20 protein-coding genes are annotated in these 23206 nt (G+C 71.1%); 11 read left to right on the top strand and 9 right to left on the bottom strand.

Going from position 1 to position 23206, the window contains the following annotated elements:
- Window positions 1-135: 135 nt before the first annotated feature.
- The 3 genes from ABD652_RS10890 to ABD652_RS10880 all read right to left on the bottom strand — a co-directional run bounded on the left by ABD652_RS10890 (window position 136) and on the right by ABD652_RS10880 (window position 2686).
- On the bottom strand, window positions 136-597 hold the full coding sequence (locus ABD652_RS10890) for an SRPBCC domain-containing protein (RefSeq protein ID WP_344721218.1): 462 nt from the start codon (window positions 595-597) through the stop codon (window positions 136-138).
- Between the two features lie 138 nt (window positions 598-735).
- Window positions 736-2187, bottom strand: a complete 1452-nt coding sequence (gene purB / locus ABD652_RS10885) for an adenylosuccinate lyase (protein ID WP_344721216.1) — start codon at window positions 2185-2187, stop codon at window positions 736-738.
- A gap of 97 nt (window positions 2188-2284) precedes the next feature.
- Window positions 2285-2686, bottom strand: a complete 402-nt coding sequence (locus ABD652_RS10880; protein ID WP_344721213.1) for a phage holin family protein — start codon at window positions 2684-2686, stop codon at window positions 2285-2287.
- 50 nt (window positions 2687-2736) lie between these two features.
- Between ABD652_RS10880 and ABD652_RS10875 the strand changes: the two genes are divergently transcribed.
- The 4 genes from ABD652_RS10875 to ABD652_RS10860 all read left to right on the top strand — a co-directional run bounded on the left by ABD652_RS10875 (window position 2737) and on the right by ABD652_RS10860 (window position 7664).
- Window positions 2737-3897 carry a histidinol-phosphate transaminase gene (locus tag ABD652_RS10875; protein ID WP_344721211.1) on the top strand — a complete coding sequence of 387 codons (1161 nt, stop codon included), beginning with the start codon at window positions 2737-2739 and terminating at the stop codon, window positions 3895-3897.
- Window positions 3898-3956: 59 nt separating this feature from the next.
- Complete coding sequence (locus tag ABD652_RS10870; protein WP_344721209.1) at window positions 3957-5069, top strand: thiamine pyrophosphate-dependent enzyme; 1113 nt, start codon at window positions 3957-3959, stop codon at window positions 5067-5069.
- Complete coding sequence (locus ABD652_RS10865) at window positions 5069-6088, top strand: alpha-ketoacid dehydrogenase subunit beta (protein ID WP_344721207.1); 1020 nt, start codon at window positions 5069-5071, stop codon at window positions 6086-6088. Before ABD652_RS10870 ends, ABD652_RS10865 begins: the two co-directional genes overlap by 1 nt.
- A 76-nt stretch (window positions 6089-6164) precedes the next feature.
- Window positions 6165-7664, top strand: a complete 1500-nt coding sequence (locus tag ABD652_RS10860; RefSeq protein ID WP_344721205.1) for a dihydrolipoamide acetyltransferase family protein — start codon at window positions 6165-6167, stop codon at window positions 7662-7664.
- Window positions 7665-7693: 29 nt separating this feature from the next.
- Here the strand turns inward: ABD652_RS10860 and ABD652_RS10855 are convergent, their stop codons facing one another.
- A complete protein-coding gene (locus ABD652_RS10855; RefSeq protein WP_344721203.1) occupies window positions 7694-8392 on the bottom strand; it encodes a hypothetical protein in 699 nt (232 codons plus the stop codon).
- A gap of 405 nt (window positions 8393-8797) precedes the next feature.
- Between ABD652_RS10855 and bla the strand changes: the two genes are divergently transcribed.
- The 5 genes from bla to ABD652_RS10830 all read left to right on the top strand — a co-directional run bounded on the left by bla (window position 8798) and on the right by ABD652_RS10830 (window position 13953).
- Window positions 8798-9724: a class A beta-lactamase gene (bla, locus tag ABD652_RS10850; RefSeq protein ID WP_344721201.1), complete on the top strand. Its 927-nt coding sequence runs from the start codon at window positions 8798-8800 to the stop codon at window positions 9722-9724.
- Between the two features lie 97 nt (window positions 9725-9821).
- On the top strand, window positions 9822-10667 hold the full coding sequence (locus tag ABD652_RS10845) for an HpcH/HpaI aldolase/citrate lyase family protein (RefSeq protein WP_344721199.1): 846 nt from the start codon (window positions 9822-9824) through the stop codon (window positions 10665-10667).
- 29 nt (window positions 10668-10696) lie between these two features.
- A complete protein-coding gene (locus tag ABD652_RS10840; protein WP_344721197.1) occupies window positions 10697-11986 on the top strand; it encodes a multidrug effflux MFS transporter in 1290 nt (429 codons plus the stop codon).
- A gap of 82 nt (window positions 11987-12068) precedes the next feature.
- Window positions 12069-13178 (top strand): 3-hydroxyisobutyryl-CoA hydrolase, encoded by a 1110-nt coding sequence (locus ABD652_RS10835; RefSeq protein ID WP_344721195.1) that lies wholly within the window; start codon window positions 12069-12071, stop codon window positions 13176-13178.
- Window positions 13171-13953 (top strand): enoyl-CoA hydratase-related protein, encoded by a 783-nt coding sequence (locus tag ABD652_RS10830; RefSeq protein ID WP_344721193.1) that lies wholly within the window; start codon window positions 13171-13173, stop codon window positions 13951-13953. The genes ABD652_RS10835 and ABD652_RS10830 overlap by 8 nt, the downstream gene beginning before the upstream one ends.
- Before the next feature lie 486 nt (window positions 13954-14439).
- Here ABD652_RS10830 and ABD652_RS10825 read toward each other — a convergent pair whose 3' ends face one another.
- From ABD652_RS10825 to ABD652_RS10815, 3 genes are all read right to left on the bottom strand, one after another.
- Window positions 14440-15555, bottom strand: coding sequence for a Gfo/Idh/MocA family protein (locus ABD652_RS10825; protein ID WP_344721191.1), 1116 nt, complete (start codon window positions 15553-15555; stop codon window positions 14440-14442).
- A gap of 164 nt (window positions 15556-15719) precedes the next feature.
- Entirely contained in the window at window positions 15720-17000 is a 1281-nt protein-coding gene (locus ABD652_RS10820; protein WP_344721189.1) for an ABC transporter substrate-binding protein, read from the bottom strand.
- A 228-nt stretch (window positions 17001-17228) separates the two neighbouring features.
- A complete protein-coding gene (locus ABD652_RS10815; RefSeq protein WP_486348162.1) occupies window positions 17229-18458 on the bottom strand; it encodes an IS110 family RNA-guided transposase in 1230 nt (409 codons plus the stop codon).
- A gap of 329 nt (window positions 18459-18787) precedes the next feature.
- Here ABD652_RS10815 and ABD652_RS10810 point away from each other — a divergent pair, with 329 nt between their 5' ends.
- Window positions 18788-19261: a hypothetical protein gene (locus ABD652_RS10810; protein WP_344721185.1), complete on the top strand. Its 474-nt coding sequence runs from the start codon at window positions 18788-18790 to the stop codon at window positions 19259-19261.
- A gap of 26 nt (window positions 19262-19287) precedes the next feature.
- Here the strand turns inward: ABD652_RS10810 and ABD652_RS10805 are convergent, their stop codons facing one another.
- The gene (locus tag ABD652_RS10805; RefSeq protein ID WP_344721183.1) at window positions 19288-21060 is read right to left on the bottom strand and encodes an AMP-binding protein; all 1773 of its coding nucleotides are present in this window, start codon (window positions 21058-21060) and stop codon (window positions 19288-19290) included.
- A gap of 91 nt (window positions 21061-21151) precedes the next feature.
- The gene (gene ald, locus ABD652_RS10800) at window positions 21152-22264 is read right to left on the bottom strand and encodes an alanine dehydrogenase (protein WP_344721181.1); all 1113 of its coding nucleotides are present in this window, start codon (window positions 22262-22264) and stop codon (window positions 21152-21154) included.
- Between the two features lie 250 nt (window positions 22265-22514).
- Here ald and ABD652_RS10795 point away from each other — a divergent pair, with 250 nt between their 5' ends.
- Complete coding sequence (locus ABD652_RS10795; protein WP_344721179.1) at window positions 22515-23027, top strand: DUF456 domain-containing protein; 513 nt, start codon at window positions 22515-22517, stop codon at window positions 23025-23027.
- Window positions 23028-23206: the final 179 nt, after the last annotated feature.

Below are 23206 nucleotides of genomic sequence, written 5' to 3'. Positions count from 1 at the left end.
CCGATGGCCATGGGGGTGCCTTCCGCAGACGGGGTGGATCCGCCGCGTCGCAGGACGCCGACGGTGACGACGGCGATGCGTCGTCCGGGTCCCATCGTTCTGCCGACCGGGCGGCGGGGCAAGATCTGCCGGCCGTCAGCGGCGACCGACCACCGTCGCCAGCTGCGCCAACGAGGAGCGCAGCCCTTCGGCGTGGGCCTCCGGGGAGATCGCCGCGGGGACGTCGACGGCGGCCACGCTCACCAGGGTGCCGTCGTCGGCGGGGCTGAGCGTCCAGGTCATCGTCATCAGACCGGCGGCCGCCGGATCCTCGGAGGGGAACTCCACCTCCCAGACGATGCGTCCGGCCGGGTCCAGTTCGGCGATATGCGCCTCGGCGACATCGGAGGAGGCGTCGGCCTTGCCGCCGCCCGGCGGGGGCTCGTCATAGCTGAGCACCATGCGATAGCCGCCGCCGACCTGCGGCTCGAAGCGTTCCAGTCGCCCGGACATCCCCGCCGGGGGAAGCCACGCGAGGAAGAGCTCGGCGTCGGTGAAGGCCGCGAACACCGCCGGCAGGTCGGCGTCGATGCGGCGGGCGGCACGATCGACTCGCATGCCGGGCAGGATAGCCCGGTCCTCTCGCCGGCGGGACCGTCGCCGGCCCGTCGAACGGGGGATCCCTCGGGGCGTGCGGGCGCCGCAGCGCCGAGCACCCCGAGGAATGCCCCGTTCGATGCGGGAGGGCCGCGGAGCTCAGCGCCCGGAGAACTCCCGGGCCAGCTCGGCGGCCAGGCCGGTGTACTCGGCGGGGGTGAGGTTCTTCAGCCGATCGGCGGCCTCGGCGGAGAGCCCCAGCGAGGCGACGAACTCCTGCAGCTTCTCCGCGTCCACCCGCCGGCCGCGGGTGAGCTCCTTGAGCTGCTCGTAGGGGTTGTCCAGGCCCTCGGTGCCGGCGATCGCCTCGGCGCGCATCACCGTCTGGATCGCCTCGCCCAGGACCTCCCAGTTCGCGTCGAGGTCGGCGGCGATGGTCTCCTCGGCGACGTCGAGCTGCTTCAGCCCCTTGGTGACGTTGGTCAGCGCCAGCACCGAGTGGCCGAGCCCGGTGCCGATGTTGCGCTGGCCCGAGGAGTCGGTCAGGTCGCGCTGCCACCGGGACTCGACCAGCGTCGAGCCCAGCGCGTCGAGCAGCGCGTTCGAGACCTCCAGATTCGCCTCGGCGTTCTCGAAGCGGATCGGGTTGACCTTATGCGGCATCGTCGACGAGCCCGTCGCCCCGGCCACCGGGATCTGCCGGAAGAAGCCGATGGAGATGTAGCTCCAGATGTCCACGCAGAGGCCGTGCAGGATCCGGTTGAACCGCGCGACGTCGGCGTAGAGCTCGGCCTGGAAGTCGTGCGACTCGATCTGGGTGGTCAGCGGGTTGAAGGTCAGCCCCAGCGTCTCGACGAAGCGCCGCGAGACCTCCGGCCAGTCGACCCCCGGCGCGGCGGTGCGGTGGGCGGCGTAGGTGCCGGTGGCGCCATTGATCTTGCCCAGGTACTCCTGCGACTCGATGCGCCGGATCTGCCGGGACAGCCGGTGGACGAAGACCGCGATCTCCTTGCCCAGCGTGGTCGGCGTCGCCGGCTGGCCGTGGGTGCGCGAGAGCATCGGCACCTCGGCGGCGCGCTCGGCCAGCGCCGCGAGCTGCTCGAGCGTGGTGCGCGCGGCGGGCAGCCAGACCTGCTCGACGGCGTCGCGGATGCCGACGGCGTAGCTGAGGTTGTTGATGTCCTCGCTGGTGCAGGCGAAGTGCACCAGCGGGGTCAGCTCGCCCAGACCCAGCGGCTCCAGCCGGCGGGCGATGAAGTACTCCACGGCCTTCACGTCATGGACGGTCTCGGCCTCGATGGTGCTCAGCTCGGCGACCTCCTCGGCGCCGAAGCCGGTGACGATCGCGCGCAGTCCGGCGATCTGCTCGTCGGTCAGATCCGGCAGCCCTTCCAGCGCGCGCTCGCGGCAGAGATGGACGAACCATTCGACCTCGACGTGGACGCGGTTGCGGTTCAGCGCGGCCTCGGAGAGGTGGTCGATCAGCGGCGCGACGGCGGAGCGGTACCGGCCGTCCAGCGGGCCCAGGGCGATCGCCGGCTCGGCCTCGGCGAGGCGCACCCGGGGCTGGTCGGAGGACAGGGGAGTGGACGCGGAGGAGGAGTCGGTCATGGTGTCATTCTGCCACGGGGCCCGACGGCGGGCGGGCCCGTCCCGGGCCCCGGCGCCCGTCCCGGCGCTCCTCCGAGCGCCTGTTCCGGCGCTCGCCTCAGCGCTCGCGCCCGGCGGTGGCCGGGGAGACGACGAACCAGTTCAGCACCGCCGAGACCACCGAGACGATGATCGCGCCGAGCACCGCGTCCCAGAAGAAGCTGTCGACGACGAAGTGCACCGGGGTGAAGGAGGTCAGCCAGCCGGTGAGCAGCAGCATCGCGGCGTTGATGACCACGGTGAACAGCCCCAGCGTGAGACAGGTGATCGGCAGCGCGAGCAGCGAGAGCACCGGTTTGATGATCGCGTTGACGACGCCGAAGACCGCGCCGACGAAGAGATAGGCCAGCAGCAGCTCGCCGGCGCCCCGGCCGGCGCCGTCGACGCCGATCCCCGGGAGCAGGAAGGCCGCCGCGCCCAGGGCGCAGGCATTGAGCAGGATCGCCAGTAGGATTCTCACGAGACCATCGTCGCATGCGGCGCTCGCCGCCGTCTGAGAGGAGCCCCGACATGAGCTCAGACCTCCGCGGTCCCGAGGAGCCGCTCGCCGCCGTGCGGCTGGACCGGCCGATCGCCGAGACGGTGACCCCGCGTCCGGCGCTGTCCCGGCTGCCGGCCTACTCGGCGGGCCGTCCGCCGACGCCGGCCGAAGGGCTGACGCCGTATAAGCTCTCCTCCAACGAGAACCCGCTCGGCCCCGTCCCGGCCGCGGCCCGCGCCGTCGCCGCCGTCGACACGCTGCACCGGTACCCGAACCCGACCGCCGAGTCGCTGCGCGCCGCGCTCGCCGAGCATCTTCAGGTGCCGGCCGAGGACCTGGTCGCCGGCACCGGCAGTCTGGGCGCGCTGACCCAGATCCTCGACGCCTTCGTCGGCAGCGGCTCCGACGGCGAGCCCGACGAGGTCGTCTACGCCTGGCGGTCCTTCGAGGCCTACCCGATCGTGGTGCGCACCGCCGGCGCGCGCGACGTGATGGTGCCGGTCACCGCCGACGGCCGCCACGACCTGCCGGCGATGCTGGAGGCGATCACCGAGCGCACGCGCGTGGTGATGCTCTGCACGCCGAACAACCCCACCGGGCCGGCGCTGACCCACCGCGAGGTCGCGGACTTCGTCGCCGTGGTGCCGCGCGACGTCGTCGTGGTCATCGACGAGGCCTACCAGGAGTATGTGCGCGGCGAGGACCGGCTGGACGCGCTCGCGCTCTACCGGCGGCACCCCAACGTCGCCGTGCTGCGGACCTTCTCCAAGGCCCACGGGCTGGCGGCGTTGCGCGTCGGGTACTCGCTGGCCCAGCAGGAGCTCACCCGGCATCTGCGCGCCGTCGCCCCGCCCTTCGCGGTCTCCACCGTCGCCGAGGCGGCCGCCGTCGCCTCGCTGGCCAGCACCGACGAGGTGGGCTCGCGGGTGGAGACGCTCATCGCCGAGCGCGACCGGGTCCGTGCCGCGCTGCTCGACGACGGCTGGACCGTCCCCGAGGCGCAGGGCAACTTCCTGTGGCTTCCGCTGGGGGACCGCGCCGGAGACTTCGCCCACGCCGCCGGCGTCCAGGCGCTGGCGGTGCGCGCCTTCGACGGCGACGGCGTCCGCGTCAGCATCGGCGAGCCGGAGGCGAACGACCGGCTGATCGCGTTGTGTCGGAATCTGCCGGAGCTGCGGCGCGCAAGCTGATGGCAGGTGAGACAATGGACGCTGGTCGGAACCAGTCAGCCACCGGAGAGGAGCACGCCGTGCAGCCCATCCAGCTGCTCGCGCCCGACGGGACGCTCACCGAGGACGAGACGTACAGCCCGTACGTCGAGGCCCTCGACGAGTCGACGCTGCGCGATCTCTACCGTTCCATGGTCGTGGAGCGCCGCGTCGACGCCGAGGCGACCTCGCTGCAGCGGCAGGGTCAGCTGGCCCTCTGGGTGCAGGCGCTGGGCCAGGAGGGTGCGCAGGCCGGCACCGTGACCGCGCTGCGGGACACCGACATGATCTTCCCGACCTACCGGGAGCATGTCATGGCGCTGCACCGCGGGATCACGCCGCAGCAGCTGGTCGCCCAGTTCCGGGCGACTGCCCACAGCGGCTGGCGCCCCCAGGATCACCGCTTCAACGCCTACGGCGTCGTACTGGCCAGCCAGACGCTGCATGCGACCGGGTGGGCGATGGGCATCCAGCGCGACGCCGCCGCCGGCGTGGAGTCCGCCCGCGACGAGCTGGTGCTGGCCTGCTTCGGCGACGGCGCCTCCAGCCAGGGCGACGTCCACGAGTCGATGGTCTTCGCCAGCTCCTACGAGCTGCCGGTGCTGTTCTTCGTGCAGAACAACCAGTGGGCGATCTCGGTCCCCTCGACGACCCAGGCGCGCGGGCCGCTGGCCGACCGCGCGGCCGGCTACGGCTTCGAGGGCGTGCGCGTCGACGGCAACGACGTGCTGGCCAGCTACGCCGTCGCCGCGCGGATGGCCGAGCAGGTCCGCGGCGGCGGGCCCAAGCTCATCGAGTCGGTCACCTACCGCATGGGCGCGCACACCACCGCCGACGACCCCACCAAGTACCGCACGGCCGACGAGGTCGAGGAATGGGGCGCGAAGGACCCGGTGGCGCGCTACAGCACCTGGCTGCGCGGCCGCGGGCTGATCGACGACGCCTTCGTCGAGGCCGTCGAGGCCGAGGCGCAGGACCTCGCCTCCGACCTGCGGCGCTCGATCCACGAGCTGACGCCGGTCACCCTGGAGGAGAACTTCGACACCGTGTACGCCGAGCCGCACCGCCAGATCGAGGTGGAGAAGGCCTGGCTGCGCGACTACGAGGCCGGCTTCGCGGAGGACTCCGCCGCCGGCGGGAAGGGCGGTGCCTGATGGCCGAGGCCGGTTCCGAGATCCGTGAGATGGTCCTCGCCAAGGCGATCAACGCCGCCCTGCGCGACGCGCTGGCCGAGGACCCGACGACGCTGCTGATCGGCGAGGACATCGGCCCGCTGGGCGGGGTCTTCCGCGTCACCGAAGGGCTGCAGGCCGAGTTCGGCGAGACCCGCGTGGTCGACTCCCCGCTGGCGGAGTCGGGCATCGTCGGGACCTCGATCGGCATGGCGATGCGCGGCTACCGTCCGGTGGCCGAGATCCAGTTCGACGGCTTCGTCTTCCCGGGCTTCAACCAGATCACCACCCAGCTGGCCAAGATCCACAACCGCACCGAGGGCGCGGTCTCCGTCCCGGTGACCATCCGACTGCCCTACGGCGGCTCCATCGGCTCGATCGAGCACCACTCGGAGTCCCCGGAGGCGCTCTTCGCCCACACCGCCGGGCTGCGGATCCTCGCGCCGTCGAACCCGCAGGACGCCTACTGGATGACGCGCGCGGCGATCGCCTCGCAGGACCCGGTGATCGTCATGGAGCCCAAACGGCGCTACTGGCTCAAGGGCCCGGTGGACACCGCCGCGGCGCCGCAGGACGTGCACTCCGCCCAGGTCATCCGCGAGGGCTCGGATGCGACGATCGCGACCTACGGGCCGCTGGTGCCGGTGGCGCTCGCCGCCGCCGAGGCCGCCGCCGAGGACGGCCGCAGCCTGGAGGTCGTCGACGTGCGCTCGATCAGCCCGCTCGACGACGAGACCATCGCCCGTTCGGCGGCGAAGACCGGCCGGCTGGTCGTCGCCCACGAGGCGCCGACCTTCGGCGGCTTCGGCGCCGAGATCGCCGCCCGGGTCGCCGAGCGCGCCCATCACCGGCTGCTGGCGCCGGTGCTGCGCGTCGGCGGATTCCACATGCCGTATCCGCCGTCCCACCAGGAGGGCCGCTACCTGCCGGACATCGACCGGATGCTGGAGGCCGTCGAGCGCAGCGTCGCGCACTCGTCCCGGGCCTCGTCGCCGGTCTGACCGTCGTCCCGCCGCGGGGTCCGCACCCGGGGCATCTGCAGACAGCAGCCACTGATCAGCTGAGGAGACACTGACCATGGTCGACACCTTCAACCTCCCCGACGTCGGCGAGGGCCTCACCGAGGCCGAGGTCGTGTCGTGGCGTGTGGCGGTCGGCGACACCGTCGCGGTCAATGACATCGTCGTCGAGATCGAGACGGCGAAGTCGCTGGTCGAGCTGCCGGTGCCCTTCGCCGGCGAGGTCCGCGAGCTGGTCGTCGCCGAGGGCGAGACCATCGAGGTCGGCAGCCCGCTGATCCGCATCCGTGGCGAGGGCGCGGACGACGACGAGGACGACGCCGAGGACTCCGGCGACGCCGAGCACGACGCCGGGAGCACGACGAGCGCGGCGACGGCGGCCTCCGGCGACGGCGCCGGCGAGCCGAGGCGCGACGCGGCGGCCGGTTCCTCCGGCACTTCCGGCGCCTCCGGCTCCTCCTCCGGGGCGTCGTCGGACTCCGGCGCGCTGATCGGCTCGGGGCCGAAGGCCGACGCGCCGCGGCGTCGCCCGCGGACCCGGCACGCCGACCTCGGACTCGTCGACGACTCGGACCTGCCGCCGATGTCCGCTCCGGCCGGCGGGGTCGCCGGCGCCGCGGCGGGCCAGCCGCGCCACGGCCGCGATCTCGCCGAGATGGTCGCCAAGGCCAGCCCGCCGGTGCGCGCGCTGGCCAAGCGGCTCGGCGTCGCCGTCTGGGAGCTGGTCGGCTCCGGCCGCGAGGGGCAGGTGACCCGCGACGACGTCGAGCGCCGGGCCCAGCAGAAGAAGGCCGCCCCCGGTGAGGAACCCGCCGAGCCGACGACTCCTCCGGAGCCGGCCTTCAACGGCAAGCTGCGTCCCGAGGCCGAGCGCGAGGAGCGCATCGCCGTCCGCGGGGTGCGGAAGGCGACGGCGGCCAACGTCACCGACATGGCGCAGAACGTCCCGCACGTCTCGGTCTTCAAGGAGATCGACGTGTCCCGGACGATGGAGGTCCGCGCGGCGCTGCGGCAGGATCCCTCCTACGAGGGGCTGAGCGTCTCGCCGATGCTCTTCGCGGCGAAGGCCATCATCTGGGCGGCGCGGCGGAACCCGCAGATCAACTCCAGCTGGCACGAGTCGCACTACGTGCTGAAGAACTACGTGAACCTGGGCATCGCCGCCGCGACCCCGCGCGGGCTGGTGGTGCCGGTGATCCACGAGGCCCAGACGTTCAGCACCCGCGGGCTGGCCGCGGCGATCACCCAGCTGACCGTCGACGCCCGCGAGGGGCGGACCACGCCGGCGGAGATGCAGGGCGGGACCCTGTCGATCACCAACATCGGCCCGCTGGGCCTCGACGGCGGCACCCCGATCCTGCCGCCGGACCAGTCGGCCATCGTCGCCCTCGGTCAGGTGCGGAAGAAGCCCTGGGTCGTCGACGGGCAGGTGGTGCCGCGCGATGTGATGACCATCGGCGGATCCTTCGACCACCGGCTCATCGACGGCGAGCACGCCGGCCGGTTCATCACCGACGTCGGTTCGGTGCTGGAGGAGCCCGGCCTGCTGATCGACTGAGGACTCCGGGCGGATCGAGGCGGGCCGGCTCAGCCGGAGATCGGGCGCAGCGCCGCGTCGGCGACGTCCTCGCCCAGGCCCAGCCGCCGGGAGAGCGGCTCGCCGTCGAGCAGCACCTCGGCCTCGTCCGCGCCGGCGGCCGCGCGCGCGGTGGCGTCCAGCTGCTGGAGCAGCTGCCAGGATTCGCAGACGCTGCGCGTGGTGATCTCCCCGCCCAGCTCGACGGTGACGGTGTCGCCGTCGACGCTCGCCGACTCCAGGCTCAGCTCTTCGGAGTCCGCCAGCGGATTGGAGAAGGCGGGGTCGCCGTGTTCGGTGCGGGTGTCCTCGACGATGAAGCGCAGCGACTCGCCCAGCGGGTCGTCGGTCAGCTTCGGCACCGTGCGCACGATGCTGACGGTGTCCTGGCAGCCGAAGCTCTCCGTCCGGGCGATCTCGCGCTCCTGGACCGTCGGACCGTCCTCGGCGTCGAGCAGCTCGCCGTCCTCGGAGATCGGCGCGTCGGCCTGCTGGTTCTCCGGGCTGACCAGCCCGATCGTGAGCCGGACGGTGTCGTCCTCGGCGTGCGCCGGGGCCGGCAGATCGCTGTCGGCGTCGGTGTCCGCATCCGGGCCGACGCCCTGCTCCTGGGCGTCGTCCCCGCAGCCGGTCAGCGCCAGCGCCGCGGCCAGGCAGACGGCGACGAGGGCACGTCGCGGACGCGCGGAGAGGGGGAGCGGGAACGGCATGGTGTCAGAATACGACGCCGGCGCGACCGCGGCGAAACCCGCTGGAGGAGGGGGCGGACGGGAGGCCTGAATCGGGGGAGAACGGCCTCCCGCCCGCCGGGCGAGAAGGAGTCGGATGCGGCTGAAGGGGGATGACGCGGCACCCGACCAGCAGAGCCTTCTCGACGGCAGATGCGACGGTCGGACGGAACGGAGATCCGACCTGTGTGCAACCTGCGGGGTGGGCGGCGGAGGGGAGGGGGATCGCCTCCGTGACACGGTTCAAATATGAACCATGGCCCGAGGATCATGATGGAACGCCGCGGGGGGAGGTGTCAACCGCGCAACAGGGGCGGGATGGCTCGGGGGTCGCGTGCAGTGTTTGACTCCAGGTCAGCGACGAGGCGGCGCGGTAGTGTGGCGTGCATGTCGCCTTCCTCCTCGCTCAGGCCCGGCGCCCTGGCGCTCGGGCTGGCCCTGCTGGTCTCGGGCTGCTCCGGCCTCCCCGCCGAAGGAGGCGACGTCGGCGCGTCGGCCGGGTCGACGTCCCCCGCTGAGGAGTCCTCGTCGTCGAGCCCGGTCGACGCCGTCGACCAGCTGGAGCAGGAATACGACGCCCGAGTCGGGGTCTCCATGATCGATCTCGACGACGGGAGCACGCTGAGCCATCGGGGCGGGGAGCGCTTCGGCTTCGCCTCGACGATGAAGGCCTTCGCGGCCGCGGCCCTCCTCCACTCCACCGGGGCGGAGGAGCGCGGTCAGCTCGTGCAGTGGACGTCGGCGGACATCGAGGCCGCAGGATACTCGCCGGTGACCGAGCAGGCCGTCGACACCGGCCTGACGCTGGGCGAGCTGGCCGAGGCCGCCGTCAGAGAGAGCGACAACACGGCGATGAACCTCATCCTCGAGCACCTCGGCGGCCCTGAGGGCCTCCGGCGCGCGCTGGAGGGCATCGGCGATTCCGCCACCCGCCCCGTCGACCGGGAGCCGGAGCTCAACGACGTCGTCGCCGGGGAGACGGCCAACACCAGCACGGCCGATGCGCTCGCCGGGGACCTGGAACGCCTCGTCGCCGGCGAATGGCTCGACGAGGAAGACCGTCGCATGGTCCTGGACTGGATGGGCGGCAACGCGACCGGCGACACGCTCATCCGGGCGGGTGCGCCCAAGGGATGGTCCGTCGCCGAGAAGTCCGGCGGGGCGGGAGCGATGCGCCATGACGTCGCCGTCCTCCATCCTCCGGAGGGCGGACCGATCGTCCTGGTGGTGCTGACCGAACGGCACGACGCTGACGCGGAGTACGAGGATGCTCTGGTGGCGGACGTCGCCGAGGCCGTGCTGCCGGACGACTGACCTGCCTGCGCGGCCACGAGGCGACTCCGCGTCATCGATTCGTGTCACGCCGGTGGAGCATCCTCCCGAGCATCGCCGCGGGCGCTAGGCTGGGGCCATGCCGATCCGCAACCGTCGTGCCGCCACGCTGCCCGCCAAGCTCTCCCGCTCCTGGCTGCTCATCAACGCCGCCCGCCAGGAGGACTTCGCTCCGGGACTGGCCAGCGAGGCGGACTCGGTGATCTTCGACCTCGAGGCCTCGGTGCCCGACGAGTCCAAGGTCCAGGCCCGGCAGAGCGTGCTCTCCGCGCTCAACGGCGGCATGACCGCCTGGGTGCGGATCAGCCCGACGACCAGCGACCACTGGGAGGACGACGTCGCCGCGCTGTCCCGCGCCGACGGGCTGCGCGGGGTGATGCTCGCCGAGACCGAGCGGCCCGAGCAGGTCACCTACACCGCCATGCGGCTGCGCGCCGGCACGCCGGTGATCGCGCTGGTCGAGTCGGCCCTCGGCGTGGAGAACGCCACGGAGATCGCCTCGGCGCCGGGGACCTTCAGGCTGGCCTTCGGCACCAACGACTTCCGCAAGGACGTCGGCGTCTCCGCCGACCCGATGGCGCTGGCCTACGCGCGCTCCCGGCTGGTCATCGCCTCGCGCGTCGGCGGACTGCCCGGCGCCATCGACGGCCCCACCCCGGCCGACGCCGACGGCGACGCCGTCGCCGCGGCCTGCGAGGTCACCGCCTCGATGGGCATGACCGGCAAGCTCTCGCTGAATCGCGGGCAGGTGGAGCAGGTCAACGCCGGGCTCTCGCCCTCGCCCGACGAGCTCGAGTGGGCCCGCGAGCTGATCACCCAGCACGAGGAGGGCGGATCCATCGGCGACGGCTCCTACCTGCCGCGGCTGGCCCGTGCGCAGAAGATCGCCGCCCTGGCCGACTCCTACGGTCTCTGGAACGCCTGATCGACATCGCGACGTCGAGGAGGAAGCCGGTGCATTCTGCGAGCTCGTCGACGTCCCCGCACTCCCCGGCGGAGGACGAACTGACCCCGGGGGAGCGGATGACCACCGGTCAGCGGCTGCGCCTGGTGCTGGTCCTCGGGGTGCTCATCGCCATCGGTCCGCTGACAGTGGACATGTACCTTCCCGCGCTGCCGACCATCGGCGAGCAGCTCGAGGTGCCGGCGGCCTCGGTCCAGCTGACGCTGACCGGTACGCTCGCCGGCCTCGCGCTCGGGCAGCTGCTGATCGGCCCGCTCTCCGACGCCGTCGGCCGGCGGCGTCCGCTGCTGGTCGGCGTCGCGCTGCACATCCTGGCCTCGATCGGCTGCGTGCTCGCCCCGGATCTGCTCACCCTCGGGGCGCTGCGCGTGCTTCAGGGTCTCGGGGCCGCGGCGGCCACCGTCGTCGCCATGGCCGTGGTGCGGGACCTGTTCACCGGCATGGCCGCGGCGAAGACGCTCTCGCGGCTGATGCTCGTCATGGGCGCGGCCCCGGTGCTGGCGCCCACGCTGGGCGGGCTCGTGCTGACGATGACCACCTGGCGCGGCGTCTTCGTGGTGCTGGCCGGCTTCGGCGTCGCCATCCTCTGCGCCAGCGCGCTGATGCTGCCCGAGACCCTGCCGCCCGAGCGGCGTCGACACGGCGGGCCGCTGGGCACGCTGCGCGACTGCGGGCGGCTGCTGCGCGACCGCACCTACGTGGGACTGATCCTGGTGGCCGGGCTGGCCATGGCGGCGATGTTCGCCTACGTCTCCGGCTCCTCCTTCGTCTTCCAGCAGCAGTACGGACTGGACGAGCAGCAGTACGGGGGCGTCTTCGGCGCCGGGGCGGTCGGGCTGATCGCCGCCACGCAGTGCAACGTGCGACTGCTGCGCCGGTTCAGCCCCGCGCAGGTGCTCGCCGGGGCGCTGGCCGGCGGAGCGCTGGCCGGGCTGGTGCTGCTGCTCTGCGCGGTCACCGGCTTCGGCGGGCTGCTCGGGATCCTGCTGCCGCTGTGGCTGGTGCTCGCCTCGGCAGGGCTGGCGCTGCCCAACGCCCCGGCGCTGGCGCTCTCCCGGCACGGGGAGACCGCCGGGACGGCCGCGGCGCTGCTGGGCGCGGTGCAGTTCGGCGTCGGCGCCGTCGCCGCCCCGGTGGTCGGCATGCTGGGCACCGGCGCGACGGCGATGGCCGCGGTGATCGCGGCAGGGATGGTGATCGCCAACGTCGTCGTGGTGGTCCTGGTGCGTCCCTGGCGGCTGGCCCCCGAACCGCGGAGCCACGGAGTGCGCGCCGATTGAGGGGACAGCGCCTCATCTGTTGAATGCTCCTGTGCGTGCCGATACCGTGGAGAAATCCAGGTCACCGGAGTGAGGAGGCGCGATGGGCAGGGAGACGTTCACCGGGGACGTGGCGTTCGAGACGCGCGGCCACCTCGGCATCATCACGCTGAATCGTCCGGAGTCGCTGAACGCCCTCACCCAGCTGATGTGCGAGGCGATCCTCGTCCAGCTCGAGGACTGGGCCGACGACGACGCCGTCGCGCAGGTGCTGGTCCGCGGCGCGGGGGACAAGGGACTGTCGGCCGGCGGCGACGTCGTCGGCGTCCATCGCGACATGGTCGAGCACCAGGAGGTCGACGGCGGCCCGGTGCTGCCCGACGGCACTCCGGCCTACCAGGCGCACTTCGCCACAGAGGACTTCTGGGCGGCCGAGTACCGGATGAACCTGACGATCGCTCGCTTCCCCAAGCCCTACATCGCCGTGATGGACGGGCTGGCCCTCGGCGGCGGCCTGGGGCTCTCGGCCCACGGCAGCCATCGGCTGGTCACCGAGCGCACCCGGGCGGGCATGCCGGAGACGACGATCGGCTTCTCGCCCGACGTCGGCGGCACCCATCTGCTCTCCCGCGCCCCGCGCAAGACGGGTCTGCACGCCGGGATGCTCGGACTGCACCTCGACGCCGCCGACGCGATCCACCTGGGGCTGGCCGATGCGCGCATCGACTCCGCCGACATCGCCGCGCTCATCGATGCGCTGGCCGCGCGCGGCGCCGACGAGGTCGTCGCCGAGTTCACCCGTGATGTCGAGGAGTCCGCGCTCGCGGCCGCCGACTGGATCAACCACGCCTACTCCGGCGGCGACGTCGACATCATCCTCGCCCGGCTCGACGCGCTGACCGAGGACGTGCCGGAGGCCGGAGAGGCCGCGGAGGTCATCCGTGCCCGCTCGCCGCTCTCGGTGCGGGTGGCCCACCGGGCGATCGCCACCGCCGGGGACCTGTCGCTGGCCGGGGCGCTGCTGCAGGAATACACCGTCGGGGTCCATATGCTGCGCTCCCACGACTTCCGCGAGGGCATCCGCGCCCAGCTGGTGGACAAGGACCGCAGTCCGCAGTGGCGCCCGCCCACGCTGGCCGACGTCGACGACGACCTCCTCGACCATTTCTTCACCCCTGTGCCGCACAAGATCCTGGAGCTGCCGCATGACTGAGCCGACGTACGCGACCATCAAGGTGTCCTCCGCCAAACGGGTCGGACGGATCCAGCTCAACCGGCCCGCGGCGCTGAACGCGCTCGACGAGCGGACCATGGACGAGGTCGTCGCCGCGGCGACGGCCTTCGACGCCGACGACTCGGTCGGAGCGATCCTGCTGGCCGGTTCGCAGAAGGCGTTCGCCGCCGGGGCGGACATCAAGGAGATGGTCGACAAATCCGCCGCCGAGATGCGTGCGGCCGACTGGTTCCGCCGCTGGGAGGACTTCGCCGCGCTGCGCACCCCCGTGGTGGCCGCCGTCTCCGGCTACGCGCTCGGCGGCGGCTGCGAGCTGGCGCTGATGGCCGACGTCGTCATCGCTGGCAGCGGCGCGACCTTCGGCCAGCCGGAGATCAACCTCGGCGTCATCCCCGGCATGGGCGGCTCGCAGCGACTGGCGCGCTCGGCGGGCAAGGCCAAGGCGATGGACATGATCCTCACCGGTCGCCACGTCGACGCCGCCGAGGCCGAGCGCATGGGGATGGTCTCCCGCGTGGTCGAGGACGGCGAGCTGGAGGCCGAGGCGAAGACCGTCGCCGAACTCATCGCCTCGAAGTCCAAGCCGGCGACGCAGGTGGCCAAGGAGACCGTCGCCGCCGCCTTCGAGACGCCGCTGCAGCAGGGGCTGCTGCTCGAGCGGCGGCAGTTCCACGCGCTGTTCAGCACTGAGGACCAGGCCGAGGGCATGGCCGCCTTCCAGGAGAAGCGCAAGCCGCGCTGGCAGCACCGCTGATCGTCCGGGCCCGTCGAGGGACCCGGGCGGGGTGCCTCTATGGTTTTCGTCAAGCCGCGAGAGCATGCTCGACCCCACTTCGGGGATTCTCAGGTTCCTGGCAGAGCGGGCTGTCTCGGGGGCGTTCTGGCTCGAGGTGATCGCCTCGGCGAGCGCACCTTCGGCGTCGTCGACGACGTCGATACTAAAAGGACTTTCGTCGGGATGGTCTGTGGCCTCCCCGCCGACCAGGTAGTGACCGAGGTCGGCCAGCTCGCGGGCGGCCTCGAGGGTCTTGGCGATGCCTTCGAGGCTGTCGCCGACGACCACTGTGGCCGCGGTGGGCGCTGTCGGGGCTTGGGGGACCGTGATGCTCTTGGTGGTGGCCATCGTGAACAGCAAGCTCCTCCTCCCTGATGCCGACCAGTAGCGCCCCTCAGTCTTACCGAGCCCTGCAATGGAATGTTGAGGGAAATCCCATGGACTTCCTTCACGCTGTGGGTCCGATCATACTGCGACGTTCTTGACGGGTTTCCACGGCACCATGCCACCGTCCATGCTGCGCGTGAACGGGTCAGTCCCGACCAACTGGCCAGCGCAGATCGTCTCGCCCCGGAACGCCGAGGCATAGGTCGCCGCGGCGAACTCCAGTGTGCGTCGTGCATCGGTGAGTGACACCCCAGGTTCGCTGCCGTTGGTGAATGCGTCGAAGATCGCGGCGATCTGCATTCGGTGGCTGCTTACTTCCTCGGACGGTGATTCAGCCCAGGCTGTAGCGAGGTGCTCATGGCCGAGTGCGGGGGTGAAGGTCCAGTGAGCGTCCTGATACCCGTAGAGGTGCTCAACCTCGACCGTCGCATGCTCGAAGTCGAAACGCAGCTGTGAGGTTTCTCGAGGGGAGACCACTGAGTTCATGACGGTGGCCAGGGCGCCGTTCTCGAACCGCGTCAGCGCGATGGAGACGTCCTCGGTATCGGTCGGACGTGATTGCCGTGCGGCGAAGGCACTCACCTCTGCCCATGGGCCGAGGATCGAAAGCATCAGGTCGAACTGGTGGATTCCGTGGCCCATGGTCGGCCCACCACCTTCGATGTTCCAGCGGCCGCGCCACGGGACGTCGAAGTAGGCATCGTCGCGGAACCAGAGCGTGTTGCAGGTGGCGACCAGGGGTCGTCCGAGCCTCCCGTCCTCGGCGAACTGGCGCAGCCGGATTCCTGCGGCCCCGAACCGGTGCTGGAAGACGGTCAGAACTGGGGCACCGTGCTCATCCTGTGCTGCGGCGAGTTCATCCAGCTCGCGAAGCGAGAGCGCCGTCGGCTTCTCCACCAGCGCTGCAACGCCGCTGCGGACGACCTGCAAGGCGATTGGGCCGTGAGTCTGCGGTGGGGTGCAGATGTGGACCAGATCCAGGGCCTCGGCATCCAGCATCTCCGCTGCGTCTGTATACACCGTGGGAACCGAAAATTGGGTGCCGAATTGCTCGGCTCGGGATGGGTCGACGTCGACGACGGCCACCAGGGTCGCCTGATCTGGCAGTTCGGTCAATGCCGTGGCGTGGGCCGCCGCGATGGCTCCTGTTCCGATGATGGCGACTCGGTAGGGAGGGCGGAGGGGGGAACTCATGAGCGTTCTCCTAGGTGTCGGTGTGATGACTTCGAGTAAGGGCGGGGGAGAGGCGGCTGACCCTTTCATGACGCGGTGCGGCGGGCTCGTCGGTCATGGCCTCGGCACCTCCGTTGCCGCGACGCCCCCGGCGCGGTCCCTGGTCGTCTAGCAAAGTGAGAAGCTCACTCGAGGGTGGACTTGAGTTCCTCGACCATCTCCCCGGCCGCCTCCTCGGTCGTCGTTCGGCCGAAGAGCACCTCCGTCTCATGACGGGTGATGATGCCCATGAAGTCCGAGAAGCCCGGCGGCGGGACCGGAACTGTGTCGTCGACCTGCTGCTCGACTTCGGCGATGAAATCAGCTGCCTTCTGCTCGGGGCCGCTCACGTCTTCCAGGACCATCTCACGGACATCGAGGTTGGCCGGCAGGCCACGTTCCATGCCGTTGATCTCACCGGCTTCCTTCGAGTTGACGAAGAACTCGATGAATTTCTTCGCCGCTTCCGGATGCTCGGTCTCAGCACTGGCGGAGAGGAACATCGAGCCCTTGATCCACGCGCCGTTCTCCGAGAAATCCCCGGCGAAGCTCGGCAAGTGCAGCGGCTGCAGTTCCGAGCCCGAGGCTTTTGCCAGGGTGGTGAGCTGGGTAGCCCATGCAGTTCCCATGGCCATCTCGTTGGAGCCGAACGGCGAGTTGTCCGGTCCGAGTTCGCGTGTCTCTGAGATGTAGTCTGCGGAGGGGAACCCTCCGTCCTGTCGGAGCCTCCCGGTGAAGTCCAGGTACTCGTGCGCCTTGTCCTTCGTCAGGGCCAGTTCGCCGTCCTCGGTGAAGAGCTCCTCCCCCTGCTGCCGCAGCCAGATCTGCAGCCCCATTGGCTCACCCTGCGGGCCAGCCCCATAGATGTCCTTGCCTGTGGCTTCGGTGACCTTCTGAGAAGCTTCGGCGTAGTCTTCCCAGGTCCAAGTGCTGTCGTCGGGCACTTCGACACCGGCCTCTTCGAAGACTTCCACGTTCGCCATCGTGGCGAGCGAGACTACGCCCAGGCTCACCGCGACGAGTCCATCGTCGGTGCGCCCGCCCTCCACAGCAGCGTCGGCGAAGGACGAGGTATCGACGTCGGAGAGGTCGAGCAGGGCGTTACGGTCCGAGTACTCGCGGATGTACTGTTCGTCCATCTGGATGATGTCCGGAGCATCACCGCCGGCGGCCTGAGTGGCGAGCCGATCCCAGTAGCCAGACCACGCTCCATACTCGCCCTCGACGGTGATGCCCGGGTTCTCCTCCTCGAACGCCGCGATGATCTCCTCGGTGTTCTCATGACGGACGTCCGAACCCCACCAGGTGAACTGCAGGGTGACATCTCCATCCTCGCCTCCGCCTGAGTTTCCGCCGCAGGCAGTGAGCGCGACCGCACCCACCGAGAGAAGCGCGGCACCGCGGATCCATCGTGTTTTCGTGACCATGATTTGCCTCCATCAGCCGAGTGACCGTTCCCCTGCTCCAGCCGGGCGAGCACTCACCGATCCTCAGGGTCGATGAACGTGCTGTCGGCGAACCGTTCCACACTAGAGTGCCGTGACTAGAATCACATGTCAACAGATGCGATCATGATTGAACATACATGCACGCCAATGCTGCTTCGCCGGTTGCGGACTCTTCCTGTCTGAGGTGGGGTGCCTCTATGGTTTTCGTCAAGCCGCGAGGGCGTGCTCGGCCCCGCCGCGGGGGTTCTCGGGCTCTTGATAGAGCGTGCCGTCACGGAGCATGGCGTAGAGCGTGTCGAGGCGGCGGCGGGCCAGGGCGATGATCGCCTGCTCATGCCGCTTCCCCTCGCGGTGCTTCTTGTCGTAGTAGGCCCGTGAGGGCCCATGGTTCAGGGCGGCGAATGCGCTGGTGAACAGCGCGGACTTCAGCCTCTTGTTCCCGGCGCGGTTGGCGAACTCGCCCCGGATGCTGGTGCCGGATCGTCGGGTCGTCGGCGCCAGTCCGGCGTAGGAGGCCAGGTGCCCCGGAGTCTGGAAGTCTCTGCCGACGACTTCGGTCAGCAGCCGTGCTGCGGTCCTGACTCCTACTCCGGGCATCGAAGTCAGGACCTGGTGAAGAGGGTGATCGACCACCAGAGCCTCAACCTGCTCAGCCACCTCGCCCCGCTGGGCATACAGGCTCGTCAGCTGCTGGGCCAGCGCCGGGATGATCGTCGCTGCGGCAGAGGTGCCGGCGACCACCACGCTCTGGGCTCCCAGGGCGGTGAAGATCTCCTCGGTCAGCGTCTCGGCGAGCCGGGGGTTGTGTTTGGCGATCCGGTTGCGCACATGCCCGCGGCCGGCCTCTTTGAGCCGTTGCGGAGTCGGCCACCGGGTGAGGGCGTCCAGCACCCCAGACTGGTGCAAGTGTGTACCGACTGCGCGTTCGAGGCCGGGGTGGATCTGGGTCAGCAGCCCGCGCAGCCGGTTGCGGGTCGCGGTGATCTGGCCGCGCAGGTCATCGTCGAAGCCGGCCAGCACCGCCAGCTCGGCGATCTGCTCATCCGAGGCGGCGATCGAACTCAGTGCCGCCGGCATCGTCCGAGCGGTCTCAGCGATGATGTAGGCATCGCGGGCATCGGTCTTCGCCGTGCCCGGGTGCAGGTCCGCGGCTCGGCGCATCGTCAGCCCGGGCAGATAGGCCACCTCAACGTTGTCGGCCGCCTGGGCGACCGCGACCGGCAGCGCGCCGATGGTCGCGGGCTGATCGACGACCAGCAGGGCCGGGCCGTGCTCTGCGGTGAGCTGGGTCAGCAGCTCGGCCAGCTGGGCCTCGGCGTTGGGCAGCGGCTTGTCGAAGACTGTCTGCCCCTGTGCATCAAGGGCGGTGGCGTGGTGTTCGGACTTGCCCACATCCAGGCCGATGAACACCGCGAGATCCTGAAGGTTCCAGGTCATGGTCCTCTCCCGTCTCTGTGGAACCATCACGGCCACCAGCCGGGTTGCCGGGACCGCTGCTGACCAGATCCGCACCTCGTCAGAGGTGGTCGGCAGGGCGGGTCATGCTTGGCATCCACGTTAGGAAACAAGCCCTCCGCCTGCCGGGGCAGGTTGGGACTGTCGTGCCTCTATCAGCGATCCACGATCCACCCGTGACCGGCCTCTGGGTGACAACACCCCCCGAATCATGACTACGACTGGGGGCAAACGATCATGCCCAGAGACCGGACCGGCCAGCCCCTTCATCCTTCTGGACTCCGAGGGCACCTACAAGCTAACGGGGCACGATGGCCGCGCGCGACGGCGTCGAGGAGTACCGCACGCTGGCCGAGCGGCCGGCGCCGGAGGTCACGCTCGGTGCGGGCTGGCGGGCGCTGCGCCTGTCCAGCGTGGTCGCCGGTCTGGTCCCGGTGCTGATGATCCTGCAGGCCGTCCTCGGCCGAGGGGCCGCCGGCGACGGGCCGGACGCCGGACTCGCCGGGACGGCGGCGCTGACCTGGGCGGGATGTGTGGTCGGCCCGGCGGTGCTCTCCCGGTTCCCGCGGGTCTTCAACTACCCGACGATGCTCACCAGCGAGAACGTCCAGCGGCTCTACCGGTTGGGGACGCTGACGATGATCCTCGTCGCCGCCGGCTGCGCCGTGACCCTCTGGGGCATGACCGCGGCTCTGGGACTGCCGACCGGCTGGCTGAGCTGGGTCGGGGTCGCCGGGCTGGCCGCGGCGGTGATCTGGGCGGTCCGCGCGAGCCTGCGGGCCTGAGCGCCGCGGCTCGGCGACACGGCTGCTCAGTGGCGCAGCCCCGGCAGGTCCTGCTCGCGGAATTCCGCCGCGGCCTGCTCCTCGCCGCGGGCCTGCTCGACGTCGCGCAGCTCCACGCGGCGGATCTTGCCGGAGATGGTCTTGGGCAGCTCAGTGCGCTCGATGCGCCGGACGCGCTTGAACGGCGGCAGCTGCTCGCGGCAGTGGGCCAGGATCGAGGTCGCCGTCTCGGCGTCCCAGTCCCAGTCGGCGGCCAGCACCACGCAGGCTTTGGGCACCGCCAGGCGCACCGGATCCGGGGCCGGGACGACGGCGGCCTCGGCGACGGCGGGGTGCTCGACGAGCACCGACTCCAGTTCGAAGGGCGAGATGCGGTAGTCGCTGGCCTTGAAGACGTCGTCGTTGCGGCCCACATAGGTCAGCACGTCGTCGGCCTCGCGCCGGACGACGTCGCCGGTGTGGTACAGCCCGTCGGCGAATACCTCGGCCGTGCGCTCGGCGTCGCCGTGGTATCCGCGCATCAGTCCCACCGGCCGGTCCTCGCCGGTCTGCGCCGCGCGCAGGCAGAGCTCGCCCTCCTCGGCCTCCGCTCCGGTGGTCGGGTCGATGAGCACCACGTCGAAGCCCGGCAGCGGCCGGCCCATCGAGCCGCGCACCAGCTGCTGGCCCGGCGTGTTGGCCACCTGCAGAGTGGTCTCGGTCTGCCCGTAGCCGTCGCGGACCGTGCGTCCCCAGGCGCGCTCGACCTGGTCGATCACCTCGGCGTTGAGCGGCTCGCCGGCCGAGACCGTCACCCGCGGCGGATTCCGCAGCGCGGTCAGATCTGCCTGGATGAGCATCCGCCAGACCGTCGGCGGGGCGCAGAAGCTGGTGACTCCGTGGGCGTCCATCTGCTCCATCAGCGTCGCGGCGTCGAAGCGGGTGTAGTTGTGCACGAAGATCGTCGCCTCGGCCAGCCACGGGGTGAAGAAATTCGACCAGGCGTGCTTGGCCCACCCCGGTCCGGCGACGTTGAGGTGGACGTCGCCGGGCTGCAGGCCGATCCAGTACAGCGTCGACAGATGCCCGACCGGATACGAGGCATGGGTGTGCTCGACCAGCTTCGGCAGCGTGGTGGTGCCGGAGGTGAAGTAGAGCAGCTGGGTCTCGTCGGCGTCGGTGACCTGCGTGGGGGTGAACTCGTCCGGCGCGGCGGAGGCCGCGTCGATCCGATGCACCGTCCGCGGGGTCCCGTCGGGGGAGGTGACCTCCGGCGCCGGGGTCTCGGGGGTGTGCACGCCCGGGACGTGGATCATCGTCAGGGAATCCTCGGCCGGTCGCACCGCGGAGAACTTCACCAGGTCGTCGGCGCCGGCCACGGCCCAGCGGGCCCGGCCGCGGGTGACCCGGTCCTGCAGATCGTTCGCCCCCATCTGCGTGGTGGTCGGGATGAGCACCGCGCCGATCTTGATGCCGGCGAGCATGACCTCCCAGAGCTCGACCTGGTTGCCCAGCATCAGGATCATCCGGTCGCCGCGGGCGACGCCGATCGAGGTCAGCCAGTTCGCCAGCCGATCCGAGGAGCGGGCGAGCTCGGCGTAGCTGCGGCGCAGCACGGTGCCGTCGGCCTCGGAGATCACCAGCGCATCCTGGTCGGCGCGCTCGCCGGCGGCGACGACGTCGAACCAGTCGAGGGCGAAGTTGAAGTGTTCGAAGCGCGGCCAGCGGAACGTCTCGCGGGCACGCCGCCAGTCCTGCTGATGGTCGACGAGGAGGTCGCGGGCCGCGCGGAGCTCGGCGGCGGGGTCGGTGCTGGTCATCGGGCGGGTCTTCCTTCGACGGGCGGGCCGGGTCACGTCGGCTCCAGCCTACTCCAGCCGTCCCGCCGTCGGTCCGCGGCTCTGCGGCGGGTCAGCCCAGCACGTCGGCGACGGCGACCGCCTCCTCGCCCAGCGCGGCGGCCACCGGCGCGTAGGTCAGCCGGCCGTCGTGGACGTTGAGTCCGGCGGCGAGGTGCTCGTCGTCTCGCATCGCCTGCCGCCAGCCCTTGTCGGCCAGCCGCAGGACATGCGGCAGCGTGGCGTTGACCAGCGCCGCCGTCGACGTGTGCGGCACCGCCCCGGGCATGTTCGCCACGCAGTAGTAGATCTGCTCGCCCAGCATGAAGGTGGGGTCGGCGTGGGTCGTCGCCCGCGAGCCCTCGAAGCATCCGCCCTGGTCGATGGCGATGTCCACCAGCACCGAGCCCGGGCGCATCTGCGCGGCCATCTCGCGGGTGACCAGCTTCGGCGCCGTCGCCCCCGGGATGAGCACCGAGCCGATGACCATGTCTGCGGAGGCGACCTCCTCGGTGATGGTCAGCGTGTTCGAGGCCAGCGTGGTCAGCCCGCGGGCGGAGAGCGCCGAGAGCTCGCGCAGCCGGTCGATGCTCAGATCGATCACCGTGACGTCGGCCCCCATGCCCATCGCGGTGATGGCGGACTGCTCGCCGGCCTTGCCGCCGCCGATGACCACGACCTTCGCCGGCCGGGCCCCGGGCACGCCGCCGACGAGCAGCCCCGAGCCGCCCTGCGAGTGCATCAGGTGGTAGGCGCCGACCTGCGGGGCCAGCCGGCCGGCGACCTCGCTCATCGGGGCCAGCAGCGGCAGGCCGTGGGTGCCGGTGACGGTCTCGTAGGCGATCGCGGTGACGCCGCGCTCCTGCAGCGCGGCGGCGCACTCCGGCTCGGCGGCCAGATGCAGGTAGGTGAAGAGCACCTGGCCCGAGCGCAGGGAGCCGAACTCCTCGGGCTGCGGCTCCTTGACCTTCAGCACCAGGTCGGCGGATCCCCAGACGTCCTCGGCGGAGTCGACGATGCGGGCGCCGGCGCGGGCGAAGTCCTCGTCGGTGAAGCCGGAGGCGGTCCCGGCCCCGTGCTGGATCCGCACCTCGTGGCCGTGCCCGATGAGGTCGACGGCGCCCGCCGGGGTCAGCGCGACGCGGAATTCGTTGTTCTTCACTTCCGTCGGGACTCCGATGATCATCTGATCTCCTCACTGCTCCGCGCGCCGACGTCCGTCGGCGGGCACCGGGCCGGACCTCGTCGTCCGGCGGCTGACGCTCACGAGTGTCGCATGCGCCTGTGACGGGGCGGTGACGGGTCGGCCACAGGAGGGAGACGCGGCCTGCCGCCTGACCGGCGATCCACGCCGCGCCCGGGAGCCGTGCGACACCTGCAGAGTATGGCCGCCGGAGCCGTTCTGCCAACAGGCCCGCTGTGGCAGGCTGGGAGCCATGCTCGATTCGACCCTGGGCGAGGGGATCGCCACCGGCGCGGCGCTGGTGCTGCTGCTGGTCGGCATGGCCGGCATCGTGCTGCCGGTGCTGCCCGGCAGCCTGCTGATCATCGTCACGCTGCTCGGCTGGGCGGTGCTGATCGGCGGGCCGGCGGCATGGACTGCCGGGCTCCTCGGCGCCGTGCTGGCCGTGGCAGGATGGAGCGCGTCCACAGTGCTGACCGGTCGGATGCTGCATCGGGAGCGGATCCCGCGCGGGCCGGTGCTGACGGGGCTCGTCGCCGCCGTCGTCGGCATGATCCTGCTGCCGCCGCTGGGGCTCTTCCTGGGCTTCGCCCTGGGGCTGTTCGCCGCGGAGTACCTCCGGCGCGACCGCGACTGGCGGGTCGCCGGCGCCTCGAGCCTGAAGGCGCTGCGCGCGATGGGCGTGGGGATCCTGGTGGAGTTCGGCTTCGCCGGACTGGCGGTCTCGTCCTTCCTGCTCGGCTCGCTGGTGCACCTGCTCAGCTGAACCGCCGGTTCGGCCCGGATCGGGGTGGAGCCGAGCGGCGGTCCACGGCGTCCGACGGTGGCGTCCAGCCGACGATCAGCTCCCGTCGGGCGAAGGTGGTGGTCGTCTCTCCGCGGAGTCGATATGTTGGCAGTTCGGACGGGATGCGAGTCACGGCCGGAGGGCGTCAGGACGGAGGG

The organism is Nesterenkonia halobia (genome assembly GCF_039536005.1).
Classification (GTDB): domain Bacteria; phylum Actinomycetota; class Actinomycetes; order Actinomycetales; family Micrococcaceae; genus Nesterenkonia; species Nesterenkonia halobia.
This window is presented reverse-complemented; position numbering and strand designations above follow the sequence as displayed.